This window comes from Plantibacter sp. VKM Ac-2885 (genome assembly GCF_015351205.1).
In the GTDB taxonomy this organism is placed as follows: Bacteria; Actinomycetota; Actinomycetes; order Actinomycetales; family Microbacteriaceae; genus Plantibacter; species Plantibacter auratus.
In genome coordinates this window covers 2,090,802-2,105,890 of sequence record NZ_JADKSK010000001.1, presented here as the reverse complement: position 1 = coordinate 2,105,890, position 15,089 = coordinate 2,090,802, and the positions used below count along the sequence as shown (strand labels likewise).

At 68.7% G+C, this 15,089-nt stretch carries 14 protein-coding genes and 1 tRNA gene; 10 read left to right on the top strand and 5 right to left on the bottom strand.

What is annotated here, in order from left to right; translation table 11 throughout:
• The first annotated feature begins 128 nt into the window (after positions 1 to 128).
• Together ITJ66_RS10135 and ITJ66_RS10130 are read left to right on the top strand one after the other, a co-directional pair.
• Positions 129 to 938, top strand: a complete 810-nt coding sequence (locus ITJ66_RS10135; protein WP_191940967.1) for a thymidylate synthase — start codon at positions 129 to 131, stop codon at positions 936 to 938.
• Positions 935 to 1,459, top strand: a complete 525-nt coding sequence (locus ITJ66_RS10130; protein WP_194644500.1) for a dihydrofolate reductase — start codon at positions 935 to 937, stop codon at positions 1,457 to 1,459. Before ITJ66_RS10135 ends, ITJ66_RS10130 begins: the two co-directional genes overlap by 4 nt.
• Before the next feature lie 39 nt (positions 1,460 to 1,498).
• On the opposite strand, the gene ITJ66_RS10125 is transcribed toward ITJ66_RS10130, so the two are convergent.
• Positions 1,499 to 1,969, bottom strand: coding sequence for a peroxiredoxin (locus tag ITJ66_RS10125; RefSeq protein ID WP_064293656.1), 471 nt, complete (start codon positions 1,967 to 1,969; stop codon positions 1,499 to 1,501).
• A gap of 241 nt (positions 1,970 to 2,210) precedes the next feature.
• Here ITJ66_RS10125 and aceE point away from each other — a divergent pair, with 241 nt between their 5' ends.
• The 6 genes from aceE to ITJ66_RS10095 all read left to right on the top strand — a co-directional run bounded on the left by aceE (position 2,211) and on the right by ITJ66_RS10095 (position 9,945).
• Positions 2,211 to 4,937: a pyruvate dehydrogenase (acetyl-transferring), homodimeric type gene (aceE, locus tag ITJ66_RS10120; protein ID WP_194644499.1), complete on the top strand. Its 2,727-nt coding sequence runs from the start codon at positions 2,211 to 2,213 to the stop codon at positions 4,935 to 4,937.
• Positions 4,938 to 4,953: 16 nt separating this feature from the next.
• Positions 4,954 to 6,198 carry a CdaR family transcriptional regulator gene (locus tag ITJ66_RS10115; RefSeq protein ID WP_175484370.1) on the top strand — a complete coding sequence of 415 codons (1,245 nt, stop codon included), beginning with the start codon at positions 4,954 to 4,956 and terminating at the stop codon, positions 6,196 to 6,198.
• 112 nt (positions 6,199 to 6,310) lie between these two features.
• Positions 6,311 to 7,234, top strand: coding sequence for an ACP S-malonyltransferase (locus ITJ66_RS10110; protein WP_085510735.1), 924 nt, complete (start codon positions 6,311 to 6,313; stop codon positions 7,232 to 7,234).
• Between the two features lie 20 nt (positions 7,235 to 7,254).
• The gene (locus ITJ66_RS10105) at positions 7,255 to 8,259 is read left to right on the top strand and encodes a beta-ketoacyl-ACP synthase III (protein WP_191940964.1); all 1,005 of its coding nucleotides are present in this window, start codon (positions 7,255 to 7,257) and stop codon (positions 8,257 to 8,259) included.
• Between the two features lie 59 nt (positions 8,260 to 8,318).
• Entirely contained in the window at positions 8,319 to 8,567 is a 249-nt protein-coding gene (locus tag ITJ66_RS10100) for an acyl carrier protein (RefSeq protein WP_056006457.1), read from the top strand.
• Between the two features lie 139 nt (positions 8,568 to 8,706).
• Positions 8,707 to 9,945 (top strand): beta-ketoacyl synthase, encoded by a 1,239-nt coding sequence (locus ITJ66_RS10095; protein WP_194644498.1) that lies wholly within the window; start codon positions 8,707 to 8,709, stop codon positions 9,943 to 9,945.
• A 199-nt stretch (positions 9,946 to 10,144) separates the two neighbouring features.
• Here ITJ66_RS10095 and ITJ66_RS10090 read toward each other — a convergent pair whose 3' ends face one another.
• The gene (locus ITJ66_RS10090) at positions 10,145 to 10,648 is read right to left on the bottom strand and encodes a DUF3145 domain-containing protein (RefSeq protein WP_064293650.1); all 504 of its coding nucleotides are present in this window, start codon (positions 10,646 to 10,648) and stop codon (positions 10,145 to 10,147) included.
• A gap of 150 nt (positions 10,649 to 10,798) precedes the next feature.
• Between ITJ66_RS10090 and ITJ66_RS10085 the strand changes: the two genes are divergently transcribed.
• Positions 10,799 to 11,767 (top strand): ROK family protein, encoded by a 969-nt coding sequence (locus ITJ66_RS10085; protein WP_370582609.1) that lies wholly within the window; start codon positions 10,799 to 10,801, stop codon positions 11,765 to 11,767.
• 121 nt (positions 11,768 to 11,888) lie between these two features.
• On the opposite strand, the gene ITJ66_RS10080 is transcribed toward ITJ66_RS10085, so the two are convergent.
• From ITJ66_RS10080 to ITJ66_RS10070, 3 genes are all read right to left on the bottom strand, one after another.
• Positions 11,889 to 11,963: transfer RNA gene (locus ITJ66_RS10080), tRNA-Ile, on the bottom strand.
• Positions 11,964 to 12,003: 40 nt separating this feature from the next.
• Positions 12,004 to 13,284, bottom strand: coding sequence for a glycosyltransferase (locus ITJ66_RS10075; protein ID WP_370582608.1), 1,281 nt, complete (start codon positions 13,282 to 13,284; stop codon positions 12,004 to 12,006).
• A gap of 123 nt (positions 13,285 to 13,407) precedes the next feature.
• On the bottom strand, positions 13,408 to 14,388 hold the full coding sequence (locus ITJ66_RS10070; protein WP_370582607.1) for a DMT family transporter: 981 nt from the start codon (positions 14,386 to 14,388) through the stop codon (positions 13,408 to 13,410).
• Positions 14,389 to 14,458: 70 nt separating this feature from the next.
• On the opposite strand from ITJ66_RS10070, the gene def reads away from it, so the two are divergent.
• Complete coding sequence (gene def, locus ITJ66_RS10065) at positions 14,459 to 15,025, top strand: peptide deformylase (protein WP_194644495.1); 567 nt, start codon at positions 14,459 to 14,461, stop codon at positions 15,023 to 15,025.
• Positions 15,026 to 15,089: the final 64 nt, after the last annotated feature.

The following is a 15,089-nucleotide window of genomic DNA, read 5'->3' as shown; positions in this document are numbered from 1 at the left end:
ACTCGTCGAGTCTAGCCGGAGTCGCCGTCGGAGCCGGAACGCTCCACAACACGGGTTCGCGCGCTTCCGCCGCGACACCGGACGATCGGTCGGGCGCGGTGACGGTCGCTGGCCGTACGATCGAGGGGATGGATACGACGATCCCCACCCCGTACGAAGACCTCCTGCGCGACACGCTCGAGCACGGCGCCGCCAAAGGCGACCGCACCGGAACCGGCACGCGCAGTGTGTTCGGCCGCCAGCTCCGCTTCGACCTCTCCCAGGGCTTCCCGCTCATCACCACGAAGCGGGTGCACTGGAAGTCCATCGCCTACGAACTCCTGTGGTTCCTCCGCGGCGACGGCAACGTCCGCTGGCTGCAGGAACACGGCGTCTCGATCTGGGACGAATGGGCCGACGACCAGGGCGAACTCGGCCCCGTCTACGGCGTGCAGTGGCGGTCCTGGCCGACCCCCGACGGCTCGCACATCGACCAGATCTCGCAGGTCATCGACCAGCTGCGCACCGACCCGAACTCGCGCCGCATCATCGTCTCCGCTTGGAACGTCGCCGACATCCCCAATATGGCGCTCGCCCCGTGCCACGCCTTCTTCCAGTTCTACGTCGCCGACGGCAAGCTGTCCTGCCAGCTCTACCAGCGCAGCGCAGACCTCTTCCTCGGCGTCCCCTTCAACATCGCCAGCTACGCGCTCCTCACCCACCTCGTCGCCGAGCAGGTCGGCCTCGAGGTCGGCGACTTCGTGTGGACCGGCGGCGACTGCCACATCTACGACAACCACGTCGAGCAGGTGACGGAGCAGCTCACCCGCGCACCGTTCCCCTACCCGAAGCTGCGTATCAACACGAAGCGCGACAGCATCTTCGACGTGGAGTACGACGACCTCGAGATCGTCGACTACCAGCACCACCCCGCCATCCGAGCGGCCGTCGCCGTATGAGCCTGGCGCTCATCTGGGCCCAGGCCCACGACGGCGTCATCGGCGCCGACGGCGACATGCCCTGGCACGTCCCCGAAGACCTCGCGCACTTTAAGGCGCTCACCGGATCCGACGCGGTGATCATGGGACGCCGCACCTGGGATTCACTCCCCCCGCGGTTCCGTCCGCTCCCAGGACGCCCGAACATCATCGTCACCCGCGATCACGCGTGGTCCGCCGACGGCGCGATCGTCGCCCACTCCCTGGAGGACGCGTTCGAAGCGGCGCAGCTCGCCGGCAACGGCCAGGCCTGGGTCACCGGCGGCGCGGGGCTCTTCACCGAAGCGCTCGCGCTCGCCGACCGGCTCGAGGTGACCGAACTCGACCTCGACGTCGCGGGCGACACCTTCGCGCCGATCATCGGCGAGGAGTGGGTGCCGGTCACGATCGACCCGGCACACGGCTGGTCGGAGTCACGAACGGGCGTCCCGTACCGGTTCATCCGCTACGAGCGCGCACCCGCGGTCACGATCACCGGCTGAGACTCTCGACGATCCGGAGCGAACACAGCGAGCCGCGGCTCAGGCCGGCTGACGCAGCTCTTCGAGCGCGGCGCGGTAGGCCGCGAGCGAACGGGCCTCGCCCGGTGCCGTGATGAAGCTCTCACGGATGATGCCCTGCTGGTCGATGAGGAAGGTCGCACGGTTCGCGAACCCTTTCTCCTGCAGGAACACCCCGTACTCCTTGGCGACCTGGCCGTGCGGCCAGAAGTCGGCGAGCAGCTGGAAGCCGTACTGCTCCTGCTCCGCCCACGCGCGCAGCGTGTGCTTCGAGTCGACGGAGATGCCGACGAGCGTGACCTGGTCGTCCGTGAACAGGCTGAGGTTGTCGCGCAGCTCGCACAGCTCCCCCGTGCAGGTGCCCGAGAACGCCAGCGGGAAGAAGACGAGGGCGACAGCTGAACTGCCGCGGAACTGACTCAACCTGACGAGTTCACCGAACTGGTTCGCCAGTTCGAAGTCGGGTGCCAGGGTGTCGTTCTCGAGTGCCATGAGGGTCCTTTCAGGCGGGTTCGCCTGCTCCGGATCGCCCGAGCGGTGGACGGGTCCGATCCGGTCACACATCCTAACCCCGCACCGCAGCTGCACAAACCCGGAGGGGTGCGCCGCTCGGTCACCGTTCCCTGGGGTGACCGGATAGGGTGAAAGGTGGCGCCCGCGTCCATACCCATCAGGACGCATGGAGTTCACCATCACAACCCAGGCACGATCTGCCACGAGAGAAAGGTCGACGGTGACTGTTCACGACCAGGATCCATACTCGTCCAACCACGTAGACGCCGATCCTGAGGAGACGTCCGAGTGGAATGAGTCCCTCGACGCCCTCGTCGACGAACGTGGCCACGGTCGCGGCCGCGACATCATGCTGAGCCTCCTGAAGCGCTCGAAGGAGCTGCACCTCGGCGTGCCGATGGTGCCCACCACCGACTACATCAACACCATCGCCTCGGAGAACGAGCCCGACTTCCCGGGCGACGAGGACATCGAACGCCGCTACCGCGCCTGGATCCGCTGGAACGCGGCCATGACCGTGCACCGCGCGCAGCGCCCCGGCATCGGTGTCGGCGGACACATCTCCACCTACGCGTCGTCGGCCGCGCTCTACGAGGTCGGCTTCAACCACTTCTTCCGCGGCCAGGACGCCCCGGGCGGTGGCGACCAGATCTACATCCAGGGCCACGCCTCCCCCGGCACCTACGCCCGCGCCTTCCTCGAGGGCCGCCTCAGCACCGACCAGCTCGACGGCTTCCGTCAGGAGAAGTCGCACGCGCCGCACGGGCTCTCCTCGTACCCGCACCCGCGCCTCATGCCGGACTTCTGGCAGTTCCCGACGGTCTCGATGGGTCTCGGCCCGATCAACGCGATCTACCAGGCGCACCTCGCCAAGTACGTCACGAACCGTGGCATCAAGGACGCCAGCGACCAGCAGGTCTGGGCCTTCCTCGGCGACGGCGAGATGGACGAGGTGGAGAGCCGCGGTCAGCTCCAGGTCGCCGCGAACGAGGGCCTCGACAACCTCAACTTCGTGATCAACTGCAACCTGCAGCGCCTCGACGGTCCCGTCCGCGGCAACGGCAAGATCATCCAGGAGCTCGAGAGCTTCTTCCGCGGCGCCGGCTGGAACGTCATCAAGGTCATCTGGGGCCGGGAGTGGGACGACCTCCTCAACCGCGACACCGACGGCGCGCTCCTCAACCTCATGAACGTCACGCCCGACGGCGACTTCCAGACGTACAAGACGGAAGACGGCGCCTACGTCCGCGAGAACTTCTTCGGCCGCGACGAGCGCGCCCTGAAGCTCGTCGAGGGCTACACCGACGACGAGGTCTGGAACCTCAAGCGCGGCGGCCACGACTACCGCAAGGTCTACGCGGCGTTCAAGGCGGCCAGCGAGCACAAGGGCCAGCCGACGGTCATCCTCGCGCACACCATCAAGGGCTACGGCCTCGGCCCGAGCTTCGAGGGCCGCAACGCGACCCACCAGATGAAGAAGATGACGCTCGACAACCTGAAGACCTTCAGGGACACGATGCGCATCCCGATCACCGACTCGCAGCTCGAAGAGAACCCCTACCTCCCGCCGTACTACCACCCGGGCGAGGACGACGAGGCGATCCAGTACCTGCACGAGCGTCGCCGCGCGCTCGGCGGCTACGTCCCCGAGCGTCGCAGCAAGTACACGCAGCTGAACCTGCCCGACGACTCCGCGTACGCGGCAGCGAAGAAGGGCTCCGGAACGCAGGAGATCGCCACCACCATGGCGTTCGTCCGACTGCTGAAGGACCTCCTCCGCGCCAAGGACTTCGGCAACCGCATCGTCCCGATCATCCCCGACGAGGCACGCACCTTCGGCATGGACGCGTTCTTCCCGAGCGCGAAGATCTACAACCCGAACGGTCAGCACTACACCTCGGTCGACCGCGAACTGCTGCTCGCCTACAAGGAGAGCCCGCAGGGTCAGATCGTGCACGTGGGCATCAACGAGGCGGGCGCCGTCGCGGCCTTCTCCGCGATCGGAACCTCGTACTCGGTGCAGGGCGAGCCGCTCATCCCGGTCTACGTCTTCTACTCGATGTTCGGCTTCCAGCGCACCGCCGACGCCATCTGGGCTGCCGGCGACCAGATGACCCGTGGCTTCATGATCGGCGCCACGGCCGGTCGCACGACGCTCACGGGTGAGGGCCTCCAGCACGCCGACGGCCACTCGCTGCTGCTCTCGTCGTCGAACCCCGCGGTCGTCAGCTACGACCCGGCCTACGGCTACGAGATCGCGCACATCGTGCGCAGCGGTATCCAGCGCATGTACGGCGGCGAGCACGAGGACCCGAACGTCATGTACTACCTCACGGTGTACAACGAGCCGATGGTCATGCCCGTCGAGCCCGAGGGCGTGGATGTCGACGGCATCGTGCGCGGTATCCACCGCATCAGCACGAGCGAGAAGCAGGGCCCGAAGGCTCAGCTCATGGCCTCCGGTGTCGCGGTCCCGTGGGCGATCGAGGCGCAGCAGCTGCTCGCCGACGACTGGGGCGTCTCCGCAGACGTCTGGAGCGTCACGAGCTGGACCGAGCTCCGTCGCGACGGTCTCGCCGCCGACCAGCACAACTTCCTGCACCCGCAGGAGGAGCGTCGTGTGCCCTACGTCACGGAGAAGCTGAGCGGTGCCGCAGGCCCGTTCGTCGCCGTGACCGACCACATGCACGCCGTGCCGGACCAGATCCGTCAGTTCGTGCCGGGCGACTTCGCGACGTTGGGGGCCGACGACTTCGGCTTCTCCGACACGCGCGCCGCTGCCCGTCGCTTCTTCAAGATCGACGGCCCGTCGCTCGTCGTCCGCACCCTCCAGCAGCTCGCTGCTCGGGGTGAGGTCGATGCGAGCCTCCCGCAGCAGGCGATCGACCGCTACCGCCTCCACGACGTGAACGCCGGCAACACCGGTAACGCGGGTGGCGAGAGCTGATTCCATCGCTACCACGGTGACGAAGACGAAGACGAAGGCCGAGACACTCGACTGGCTCCGCCGGATCTCGGGTGAGCTCGCGACCGCGACGCTCAAACGTCTCGAGGACACCCTTCCCTGGTACGCCGAGATGCCACCAGGCCGCCGCTCAGCGGTCGGCCTGGTGGCCCAGGCGGGCATCAGTTCGTTCATCTCGTGGTTCGACGATCCCCGGTCGACGCCGTGGATCGCCGCCGACGTGTTCGGGGCGGCTCCTCGCGAGCTGCTCCGTTCCGTCAGCCTGCAGCAGACACTGCAACTCATCAAGGTCACCGTCGAGGTCGTCGAGGAACGCGTCGCGTCCGGAAGCGTCGACCTCCGCGAGGCGATCCTCCTCTACTCACGCGACATCGCATTCGCCTCGGCTGACGTGTACGCCCGTGCGGCCGAAGCCCGCGGACTCTGGGACGCCCGCCTCGAGGCCCTCGTCGTCGACTCGATCCTCAGTGGCGAGGCCGACGACGAGCTACCGAGCCGGATCGCCGCCCTCGGGTGGCACGGTCACGGCGAGGCCTGCGTCCTGGTCGGTACGACCCCACGGGTGCTCGATGTCGACATGCTCCGCCGGACCGCCCGACACCTCGACGCCGACGTCCTCATCGGCGTCCAGGGCAACCGGCTCGTGCTCGTCCTGGGTCGCGCTGAGCTGCCCAGCACCGAGCCCGGAGACGGCGAGCCCGTCGACGAGGCCGAACAGGCCGCCGCGGACGCCCGCACCAGCTCACAACTCACCTTCCTCGACATCGCCGCCAAGCTCGAGCACGGCTTCGGGCCGGGGCATCTCGTGCTCGGTCACGCTGTGCCGTCCCTCATCGAGGCGTCGCGCAGCGCGAAGGCCGCGCTTGCCGGGTTCGCCGTCGCGAAGTCCTGGCGTCACGCACCTCGACCGGTCGCGGCGGACGACCTCCTTCCTGAGCGCGCCCTCGCCGGCGACAACCTCGCGAAGACCACGCTCATCGAGCGGGTCTACCGCCCGCTCAAGGACTACTCCGGCGAGCTCGTGACGACGCTCTGGTGCTACCTCGACAACGGCCGCTCGCTCGAAGCGACCGCGCGCGAGCTGTTCGTGCACCCCAACACCGTCCGGTACCGCCTCAAGCGGGTCTCCGAGGTCATCGGATGGGACGCGACCGGTGCCCGCGAGTCGCTCATCCTGCAGGCGGCCCTCATCCTCGGCGCCATCGCTGAGCCTGAGCCGTCCCGACGTCGGCTGACCTCCTGACGCTGGCAGGGCCGTTCGACCGGTCGGCTTTGTGGAGTCCACACAACACATTTTCCAAAGGTTCGTGGTGTTGCTCCACTGCTGGGCGTCCTCCGGTTGGCAGACTAGAGCGGTGATCGTCATCGCCTGCCCTGGACAGGGCTCCCAAACCCCCGGCTTCCTCGACCCCTGGTTGCAGGACGCCTCCGCGAAGGACGCGCTCGCGCGCTTCTCCGACGAAGCCGGACTAGACCTCGTCAAGCACGGCACCGTCTCCGACGCCGACACCATCCGCGACACCGCGGTGGCCCAGCCGCTCATCGTCGCGGCCGGCATCGTCGCCTTGGACGCCCTGCGGAAGGCCCTCCCCGCCGACGCCGCGCCGTTCGGCGGCATCGCCGGACACTCCGTCGGCGAGATCACCGCGGCCTACGGTGCCGGCATCCTCTCGGACAGCGACGCCATGAGCTTCGTGAGCGAACGCGCCGTAGCAATGGCCGAAGCAGCAGCCACCACCCCGACGGGCATGAGTGCCGTCCTCGGCGGCGACCAGGACGCCGTCGTCGCGCACGTCCGCTCCTTCGGGCTGGAGCCCGCCAACTACAACGGCGGCGGCCAGATCGTCGTCGCCGGCGCGCATGACGCCCTCGCCCGCCTCGCCGACGAGCCGCTCAAGGGCACGCGGGTGATCCCGCTGCAGGTCGCAGGCGCCTTCCACACGAGCTACATGCAGTCGGCCCGCGACTGGCTGGCCGGGGCGAGCCGCACGGTCGAGCCCCAGGATCCGACGCTCCGCATCTGGACGAACCACGACGGCACCGAGGTCACCTCGGGTACGGCGTTCTTCGACCTCCTCATCGGTCAGGTCGCCTCCCCGGTACGCTGGGACCTGTGCATGGACGCGTTCAGCGCCGCAGGGATCACCGGACTCATCGAGCTCGCCCCCGCCGGGGCGCTCACCGGACTCGCACGTCGCGGCCTGAAGGGCGTGCCGACGGTCGCCATCAAGACCCCCGACGACCTGCCGGCAGCCCTCGACCTCATCGCCCAGCAGTAGCGCAGACGGAGAACCAGTCAATGACCACCCCCACCCTCAAGCAGTCGCGCGGTCCCGAGTTCACCCGCATCCTCGGCCTCGGCGCAGCTCGCGGAGACCTCAGCGTCCCGAACGACGACCTCGTCGGTCCGATCAACTCGTCCGACGAGTGGATCCAGCAGCGCACCGGCATCGTCACCCGCACGCGGGCGTCGGCCGACGTCAGCGCCGTCGACCTCGCAGCCGAAGCCGGCGCCGAGGCCATCGCGGCCGCGGGCATCTCGCCCGAGCAGGTCGACCTCGTCCTCATCGCGACGATCAGCAACGTCCAGCAGTCCCCGTCGATGGCGGCCGTCGTGGCCGACCGCGTCGGAGCGAACCCCGCTGCCGCCTACGACCTCAACGCCGCATGTGCCGGATACGCCTACGCGATCGCTCAGGCCGATGCCCTCATCCGATCGGGCGCGGCTCACTACGCGCTCGTCATCGGCGCCGAGAAGCTGTCCGACATCGTCGACCCGACCGACCGGTCGATCTCGTTCCTCCTCGGCGACGGTGCAGGCGCGGCCGTCGTCGGTCCGAGCGACTTCCCCGGCATCTCCCCCACCGTGTGGGGATCCGACGGCTCGAAGGCCGACGCCGTCGGCATGAGCGGCACGCTCACCGAGTTCCGCGACGGCACCGCCGCCTGGCCGACCCTGCGCCAGGAGGGCCAGACGGTCTTCCGGTGGGCGGTCTGGGAGATGGCCAAGGTCGCCAAGCAGGCACTCAAGGAAGCGGGCGTCGAAGCCTCCGACCTCGCGGCCTTCATCCCCCACCAGGCGAACATGCGCATCGTCGACGAGTTCGCCAAGCAGCTCAAGCTGCCGGAGACCGTCGTCATCGCGCGCGACATCGAGACCACCGGCAACACCTCGGCGGCGTCCATTCCGCTCGCCACCCACCGGCTCCTCCAGGGGCACCCCGAGCTCAGCGGCGGCCTCGCCCTGCAGATCGGATTCGGTGCCGGACTGGTCTTCGGCGCTCAGGTCGTCGTCCTGCCGTAGCAGGACGCCCGACGCGACTACACTCGACTACGGTCAAACCTCACCCAAGGAGTAGAACAATGGCACTGTCCACCGAAGAAGTCCTCGCCGGCCTGGCCGAGCTGATCAACGACGAGACCGGCATCGCGACCGACACCGTCGAGCTGGACAAGTCGTTCACCGACGACCTCGACATCGACTCGATCTCCATGATGACCATCGTCGTCAACGCGGAGGAGAAGTTCGACGTGAAGATCCCGGACGAAGAAGTCAAGAACCTGAAGACCGTCGGCGACGCCGTCGACTTCATCGTCAAGGCTCAGGGCTAGTCCCAGCGCAGTGCTGAAGGGTCGGCCGGCAGTTGGCCGACCGGCCCTTCAGCGTTCGAGGCGGCTCGTCCGTCCGGACACGGGCTCGACCGCCGCAGGGCTCGGACCCCCTCGTCGTCTCCACAGAAGGTTTGACTGAATGACCACCAAACGCATCGTCATCACCGGCATCGGTGCCACCACTCCCCTCGGCGGCAACGCCACCGACTCCTGGGACAACCTCCTCGCCGGCAAGAGCGGTGCGAGCCGTCTCGAGCAGCCATGGGCTGAAGAGCTCGAGCTGCCCGTACGCTTCGCCGCGCAGGCCGCCGTCCCCACCGCGGACATCCTCGACCGTCGTGAGGTCAAGCGCCTCGACCCGTCGAGCCAGTTCGCCCTGATCGCCGCGCGCGAGGCCTGGCAGGACGCCGGCGCCCCCGAGGTCGACCCGGAGCGACTCCTCGTCGACTGGGCCACCGGCATCGGCGGCGTGTGGACGCTCCTGGACGCCTGGGACACCCTGCGCGAGAAGGGCCCCCGCCGCGTCCTCCCCATGACCGTCCCGATGCTCATGCCGAACGGCCCGGCAGCGGCGATCGGCATGGACCTCGGTGCCCGAGGCGGAGAGCGCACCGTCGTCTCCGCTTGTGCGTCAAGCACCGAGTCGCTCGCCAACGCCTACGACCACCTCCAGGCCGGCCTCGCCGACATCGTCGTGGCCGGTGGCTCCGAAGCCGCCATCCACCCGCTCCCGCTCGCGTCCTTCGCAGCGATGCAGGCGTTGTCCAAGCGCAATGACGACCCCGCCATTGCCTCGCGTCCCTACGACGTCGACCGCGACGGATTCGTCCTCGGTGAGGGCGCCGCAGCGCTCATCGTCGAGACCGAGGAGCACGCCAAGGCCCGTGGCGCCCGCATCTACGCCGAGCTCCTCGGTGGTGCGGTGACGAGCGACGCGTACCACATCACCGCTCCCGATCCCGAGGGTTCGGCTGCTGCCCGCGCCATGCGTGCGGCCGTCGAGAACGGCGGCGCGTCGCTCGACGACGTCGTGCACGTCAACGCACACGCCACGAGCACGCCCGTCGGCGACATCGCGGAGTACAACGCGCTGCGTCGGGTCTTCGGTGCCCACCTCGACGACATCGCCGTGACGGCCACCAAGGCCTCGACCGGCCACCTCCTCGGCGGCGCGGGCGCCATCGAAGCGGCCTACACGGCGCTCGCCCTGCACCACCGGGTCATCCCGCCGACCATCAACCTCGACAACCAGGACCCGGAGATCCCGCTCGACGTCGTCACGACGCCGCGTGAGCTCGGGGCCGGCGACCTGCTCGCCATCAGCAACTCGTTCGGGTTCGGCGGTCACAACGCGGTCGTCGCGTTCCGAAGCTACTGAGCCGTCCGCGACGGAGACGACGACGGGTCGTGGTGCACGCACCACGACCCGTCGTCGTCTACTGACCAGGGTGCCGCCGTTTCGTCACCTCGTGTCTGCCGGGAGTGTCACCGACCTCGCACGGTCCACGCCACGTGGGCACCCTGTCGTCTGTGAAGTTGTCTCGCGTGCGCGGTGCCGCCGCGCCGGCGGGGCCGGATCAGCCCACGTTGTGCAGCCAGATGACGGAGGACCCGTCGCCGGCGTGACGGAACGGCTCGAGTTCGTCGTCCCACGGTTGTCCGAGCGCGACGCGGAGTTCGCGCTGGAGTTCGGCGGCGTTCCCGGCGCCGACCTCCATGGCGTAGCGAATGCGATCCTCCGGGACAACCACGTTGCCGATGCTGTCGGTCTGTGCGTAGAAGATCCCGAGGTCGGGCGTGTGCATCCACCGGGCACCGTCGACACCCTGGGCCGGGTCTTCGCTCACCTCGTAGCGGAGGTGCTCCCAGCCGCGCAGGGCTGAAGCGAGTGCGGCTCCAGTGCCGTGCGGGCCTTCCCAGAAGACCTCGGCACGCTGCGCACCGCGGAGGATCGGCTGGTCTTCCCAGTCGAAACTGATGGCACGACCAAGAGCGCGACCTGCCGCCCATTCGAGGTGCGGGCAGAGCGCGCGAGGCGACGAGTGCACGAACAGCACACCCTTCGTCATCGGTGTCGACATGATTCCTCCACTGCGTCCGGGTGCGTCTTCCCCAACGACCCATGCAGTGTGATCCATGCCGCTGTCCGGCTGACCGGACCTCCGTGTATGCAGTTGTACGGCTCGCGCCGATACGAGCATTATGCCCCATGACCTGGAGGAATGACAACCGTGTCGTTCCCAGTACGCTGGATCGGGAGCCGGCCCGGACCGACGGCCCTCCAGGATGGAGCGGTGATGCACGAGGCCCTCGCGATCGACATCGGCGGCACAAAGGTCGAAGCGGCCGTCGTCGACACCCATGGACGGATCCTGCCCGGCACCCGGTTCCGCGGTCCGACGGGCGCCGCGGCCACCCGCGAGGAGCTCGTGGCGTCGATCCTCCAGACCGCTGAACGGAGCACCGCGGCCCATGGCGGGCCGGTGTCCGGTGTCGGGATCGGTTCGGCGGGCCCCATCGGCAGCACCAACGGGACCGTCTCGCCGATCAACCTGCCCCGACTCGCCGACTTCCCCATCGTGGCGGAGCTCCGGCGCTTCACGTCAGGTCCGGTGGAACTCCGACTCGACGGCACCTGCATCGCCTTGGCCGAGCATTGGCAGGGCGCACTCCGCGGAACCGAGAACAGTATGGGCATCGTCGTCTCGACCGGGATCGGTGGCGGGATCATCCTCGGATCCCGACTCGTCCCCGGCACCTCGGGCAACGCCGGCCACCTCGGACAGATGCAGCTCCGCCGACGCGAACCGGATGCCGTCGGCACACCCTGGACGTTGGAGGGCATCGCGTCAGGCACCGCGACGGTCGCCTGGGCGCGCGCCCAGGGATGGACCGGCACGACGGGCGAACAGCTCGGGGCCGACTACGCAGCTGGAACGGAAATCGCGATCCGCGCCGTCCGACGTTCCGCCGAGGCCGTCGGCGAAGCCCTCTGTAGCATCACGACCCTGCTCGACCTGGAACGCGTCGCGATCGGAGGCGGCTTCTCGCGGGTCTCCCCCGACTACCTCGACCTCGTCCAAGAGGCTGCGACCGCCTCGGCATTGCACGCCTACGCCCGTGAGCTGCGCGTGGTCCCGGCCGGGCTCGACGCCGACGGGCCGCTCATCGGTGCCGCCGCCCTCGTCCTCGCGGACTGACCGGTCCCTGAGCAACCCTGCACCGGTCCCTGAGCCACCCCATCCCGGTCCCTGAGCTTGTCGAAGGGCGCCCTTCGACAAGCTCAGGGACCGGAACCAAGGCTCAGGGGCCGGATCTCGGTAGGGCGGGTGGGACTTGAACCCACGCATCGTTCGGTTATGAGCCGAATGCCTTCACCAGCTTGGCTACCGCCCCGTGCGGAATCCAGTGTACCGAGTGGCCCGCCGGGCGGGAGTCAGTCGCGGGATTCCTGGCGGTCTGCGGTCGCCGTGTGACGCTCGGTCGTCGGGTCGACGACCTGCTCGCCACGGTAGAGCGCTTCGAAGGTGTCGAGCGTGCGCTCGATGTCGTGCGCGGAGACGAGCTCCAACGAGGCGTCCTGCATCCGGCGGTACTCCTCGGGCGCGGCGCTGAGTACCGTCGCGAGCCGCTCGGCCAGGGCGTCGACGTTGCCCGGCTCGAACAGGTACCCGTTGACCTGATCGTGCACGAGGTGGGGCAGCGCCATGGCGTCGGCCGCGACCACCGGGAGACCGGAGGCCATGGCCTCCATCGTCGCGATGCTCTGCAGCTCCGCGATGGACGGCATCGCGAAGACGGTGGCGTTCGTGTAGGCCTGCTTCACCTCATCGTCGGACACCTTGCCGAGGAATCGGACGCGGTCGCCGATGCCGAGCTGCTGGGTCAGCTGCTCGAGGTTCTTCGCCTGGTCGCCGCCACCGATGACGTCGACGTGGGCGTCGAGTTCCTTCGGGAGTTTCGTGAGCGCGCGCAGGAGTACGTCGATCTGCTTCTCGCTCGTGATGCGACCCACGAAGAGGATGGTGTTGCGCTTCCGCGGTTCGAACGACGGCGTGTACTGTCCGGCCTCGATCCCGCAGGAGATCGCGTGCACACCGGTCAGGCCCGTGAACTGCTCCAGGAAGTCGGCGGCCTTGCGCGTCGGGGTCGTCACGGCGAAGGCACGATCGAAGACGCGACGGGCGGCAGCCCACTGCGTCCGGACGAGCCACTCCTGGGTGCGCTTGGGGATGACGGTGAAGTCGAGGATGTTGTCGGGCATGATGTGGTTCGTCGCCACCATGCGGATGCCGCGTTGCTCGGCCTCGATCGAGAGGCCACGGCCCACCACGATGTGCGACTGCAGGTGCACGACGTCGGGCTTCACGCGGTCGAGGATCTTCCGGGCGTTCCGTCGCATCGACCACGGCATCGCGAAGCGCAGCCAGTCGTGCGGGTACCACCGGAGACTGAAGAGGCGGTGCGCCGTCATCGTCTGACCCTCGTGGGTCTCCTTCCACGTGCCGAACTTGCGCGAGCCGGCGGGCGCCACGATGTGGACGTCGTGGCCTCGGCGGACGAGTCCGGCCGCGAGGCGTTCGGCGAAGCGTGCGGCGCCGTTCACGTCGGGCGAGAAGGTGTCGGCACCGATGACCACCCGCAGCGGCTTGTGGGTGTCGGCGCTCGGCGTCGTGCTGGACGCCTTCGCGAGGTGCTGGTCGTCGGGAGAAGTCAAGGTATCGGTGATTCCTCTGTGCTTGGCCAGTGATGTGAGGGGGTGCGGGCGGTCGCTCACGACCCTGATGCGGCGCGGAACGCCATGCTCAAGCATACCTGCAGCCCGTTCGGGCTCCAGGGCTCAGGCGGGCGCGTCGCCGGTCGCGAGGGCCTTCGCGGCTGCTGCGGCCGCCGGCGTCTGGCTCACCTGTGGGTGATGGCGAGCGAGCTGGAAGACTCCCCACACGGCGATCGCGCCGGCCACGACGAAGCCGAAGCCAGCCCAGAACGGTGCGTTGCTCGCCTCCCCCAGCACGATGATGCCGATGCCGACCGCGATCATCGGATCGATGACGGTGAGGCCCGCGATGACCAGGTCGGGCGGCCCCGAGGAGTAGGCGGTCTGCACGAAGTAGCCGCCGAGCGCACTCGCGGCGACGAGGCCGAGCCCGCAGAGGACCGTGAGCCAGTCGAACTCGCCCTGCTGCAGCCGTCCGATGATGACCTTGGCGAGCGTCGCGACGAAGCCGTAGAGCACGCCGGTCCCGACGATGTAGAAGATGGCCGTGAAGCGGGAACGGAACACCATGAAACCGAGTCCGAACACGACGAGCACGACGCCGAGCATCACCAGGATCGTGACGAGCTCGGCCTCGGTGATCCGTTGCTCGCCCGTGAAGACCGCCGCGATCGTCACGAACAGACCGACGCCGCCGACGCAGGCGACGATCGCGACGACCGATCGACGGTTCAACCGGACGCCGCTGATCCTGCTGTTCACCACCGCGGTGATGACGAGCGCGACCGCACCCAACGGCTGGACGAGGGTGATCGGTGCGAGGGACAGACTGCCGAGCTGGAGCACGATCGCGAGCCCGAGCATCACCGTTCCGGTCACCCAGGACGGCCGACTGAGCAGCGCCAGGAGCTGAGCGACGTTGAGCCCCGACGTCGCGTCGGTGCCGCTCGACGACTCGACCTTGGCCACGCCCCGGTGCTGCAGCTGCGCGCCGAGCGAGAGGAAGACAGCGCCGAGGAGCGCGAACGGGATACCGAGGAGCTGCGAGGGGTTGCGGGTGAAGTCGTCCGCGAGGTCGGCGATGTCGATGGCGGAGTGGATCACCCGTCGAGGGTACCCCGCGGTCCCGCTGATCCCGGCGCGGCAGGCCGAGCCCAGCGGATAGGCTCGAGCAATGGCAATTCTCGAGATCCACGTGACCGGTGACCCGGTGCTCCACTCCGTCGCCCGGCCGGTCACCACGGTGGACGACGACCTCCGACGGCTCGTCGCCGACATGTACGAGACCATGGATCTGGCTCCCGGCGTCGGGCTCGCGGCTCCGCAGGTCGGCGTGCCGCTCCGCCTCTTCGTCTACAGCTACGAGGACGACGACGGCCAGCCATGGCGCGGCGTCGCGATCAACCCGGTGCTGTGGATCAGTCCCCCGCCGGTGGGCGAGCTCGACGAGGAGGATGAGTCGGAGGGCTGCCTCTCCGTCCCCGGCGAGCGGCACCCGCTCCGTCGAGCGGAAGCGGCCATGCTCATCGGGACCGACCTCGAGGGCGCCCCGGTCGAGCTGCGGGTCGTCGGCTGGCGCGCACGCATCCTGCAGCACGAGTTCGACCACCTCAACGGCGTGCTCTACGTGGACCGCCTCGAACTGCCGCACTCGCGCCGAGCGGCGAAGGCGATCCGCAAGGCGGGCTGGGGCGTGCCCGGGATCTCCTGGCTCCCGGGTCGCGACGACCTCGAGGGCTGAACCACCTCGACGGAGACGACGCCGGCACGATCGGCACGGTGTCCCCTCGACAGGCGCAGGGTGT

What these genes read in the sequence shown, in the direction of transcription:
- ITJ66_RS10135 (WP_191940967.1), top strand. Translation starts at nt 129, where the DNA reads ATGGATACGACGATCCCCACCCCGTACGAAGACCTCCTGCGCGACACG.
- ITJ66_RS10130 (WP_194644500.1), top strand. Translation starts at nt 935, where the DNA reads ATGAGCCTGGCGCTCATCTGGGCCCAGGCCCACGACGGCGTCATCGGC.
- ITJ66_RS10125 (WP_064293656.1), bottom strand. Translation starts at nt 1,969, where the DNA reads ATGGCACTCGAGAACGACACCCTGGCACCCGACTTCGAACTGGCGAAC.
- ITJ66_RS10105 (WP_191940964.1), top strand. Translation starts at nt 7,255, where the DNA reads ATGACCACCCCCACCCTCAAGCAGTCGCGCGGTCCCGAGTTCACCCGC.
- ITJ66_RS10100 (WP_056006457.1), top strand. Translation starts at nt 8,319, where the DNA reads ATGGCACTGTCCACCGAAGAAGTCCTCGCCGGCCTGGCCGAGCTGATC.
- ITJ66_RS10095 (WP_194644498.1), top strand. Translation starts at nt 8,707, where the DNA reads ATGACCACCAAACGCATCGTCATCACCGGCATCGGTGCCACCACTCCC.
- ITJ66_RS10090 (WP_064293650.1), bottom strand. Translation starts at nt 10,648, where the DNA reads ATGTCGACACCGATGACGAAGGGTGTGCTGTTCGTGCACTCGTCGCCT.
- def (WP_194644495.1), top strand. Translation starts at nt 14,459, where the DNA reads ATGGCAATTCTCGAGATCCACGTGACCGGTGACCCGGTGCTCCACTCC.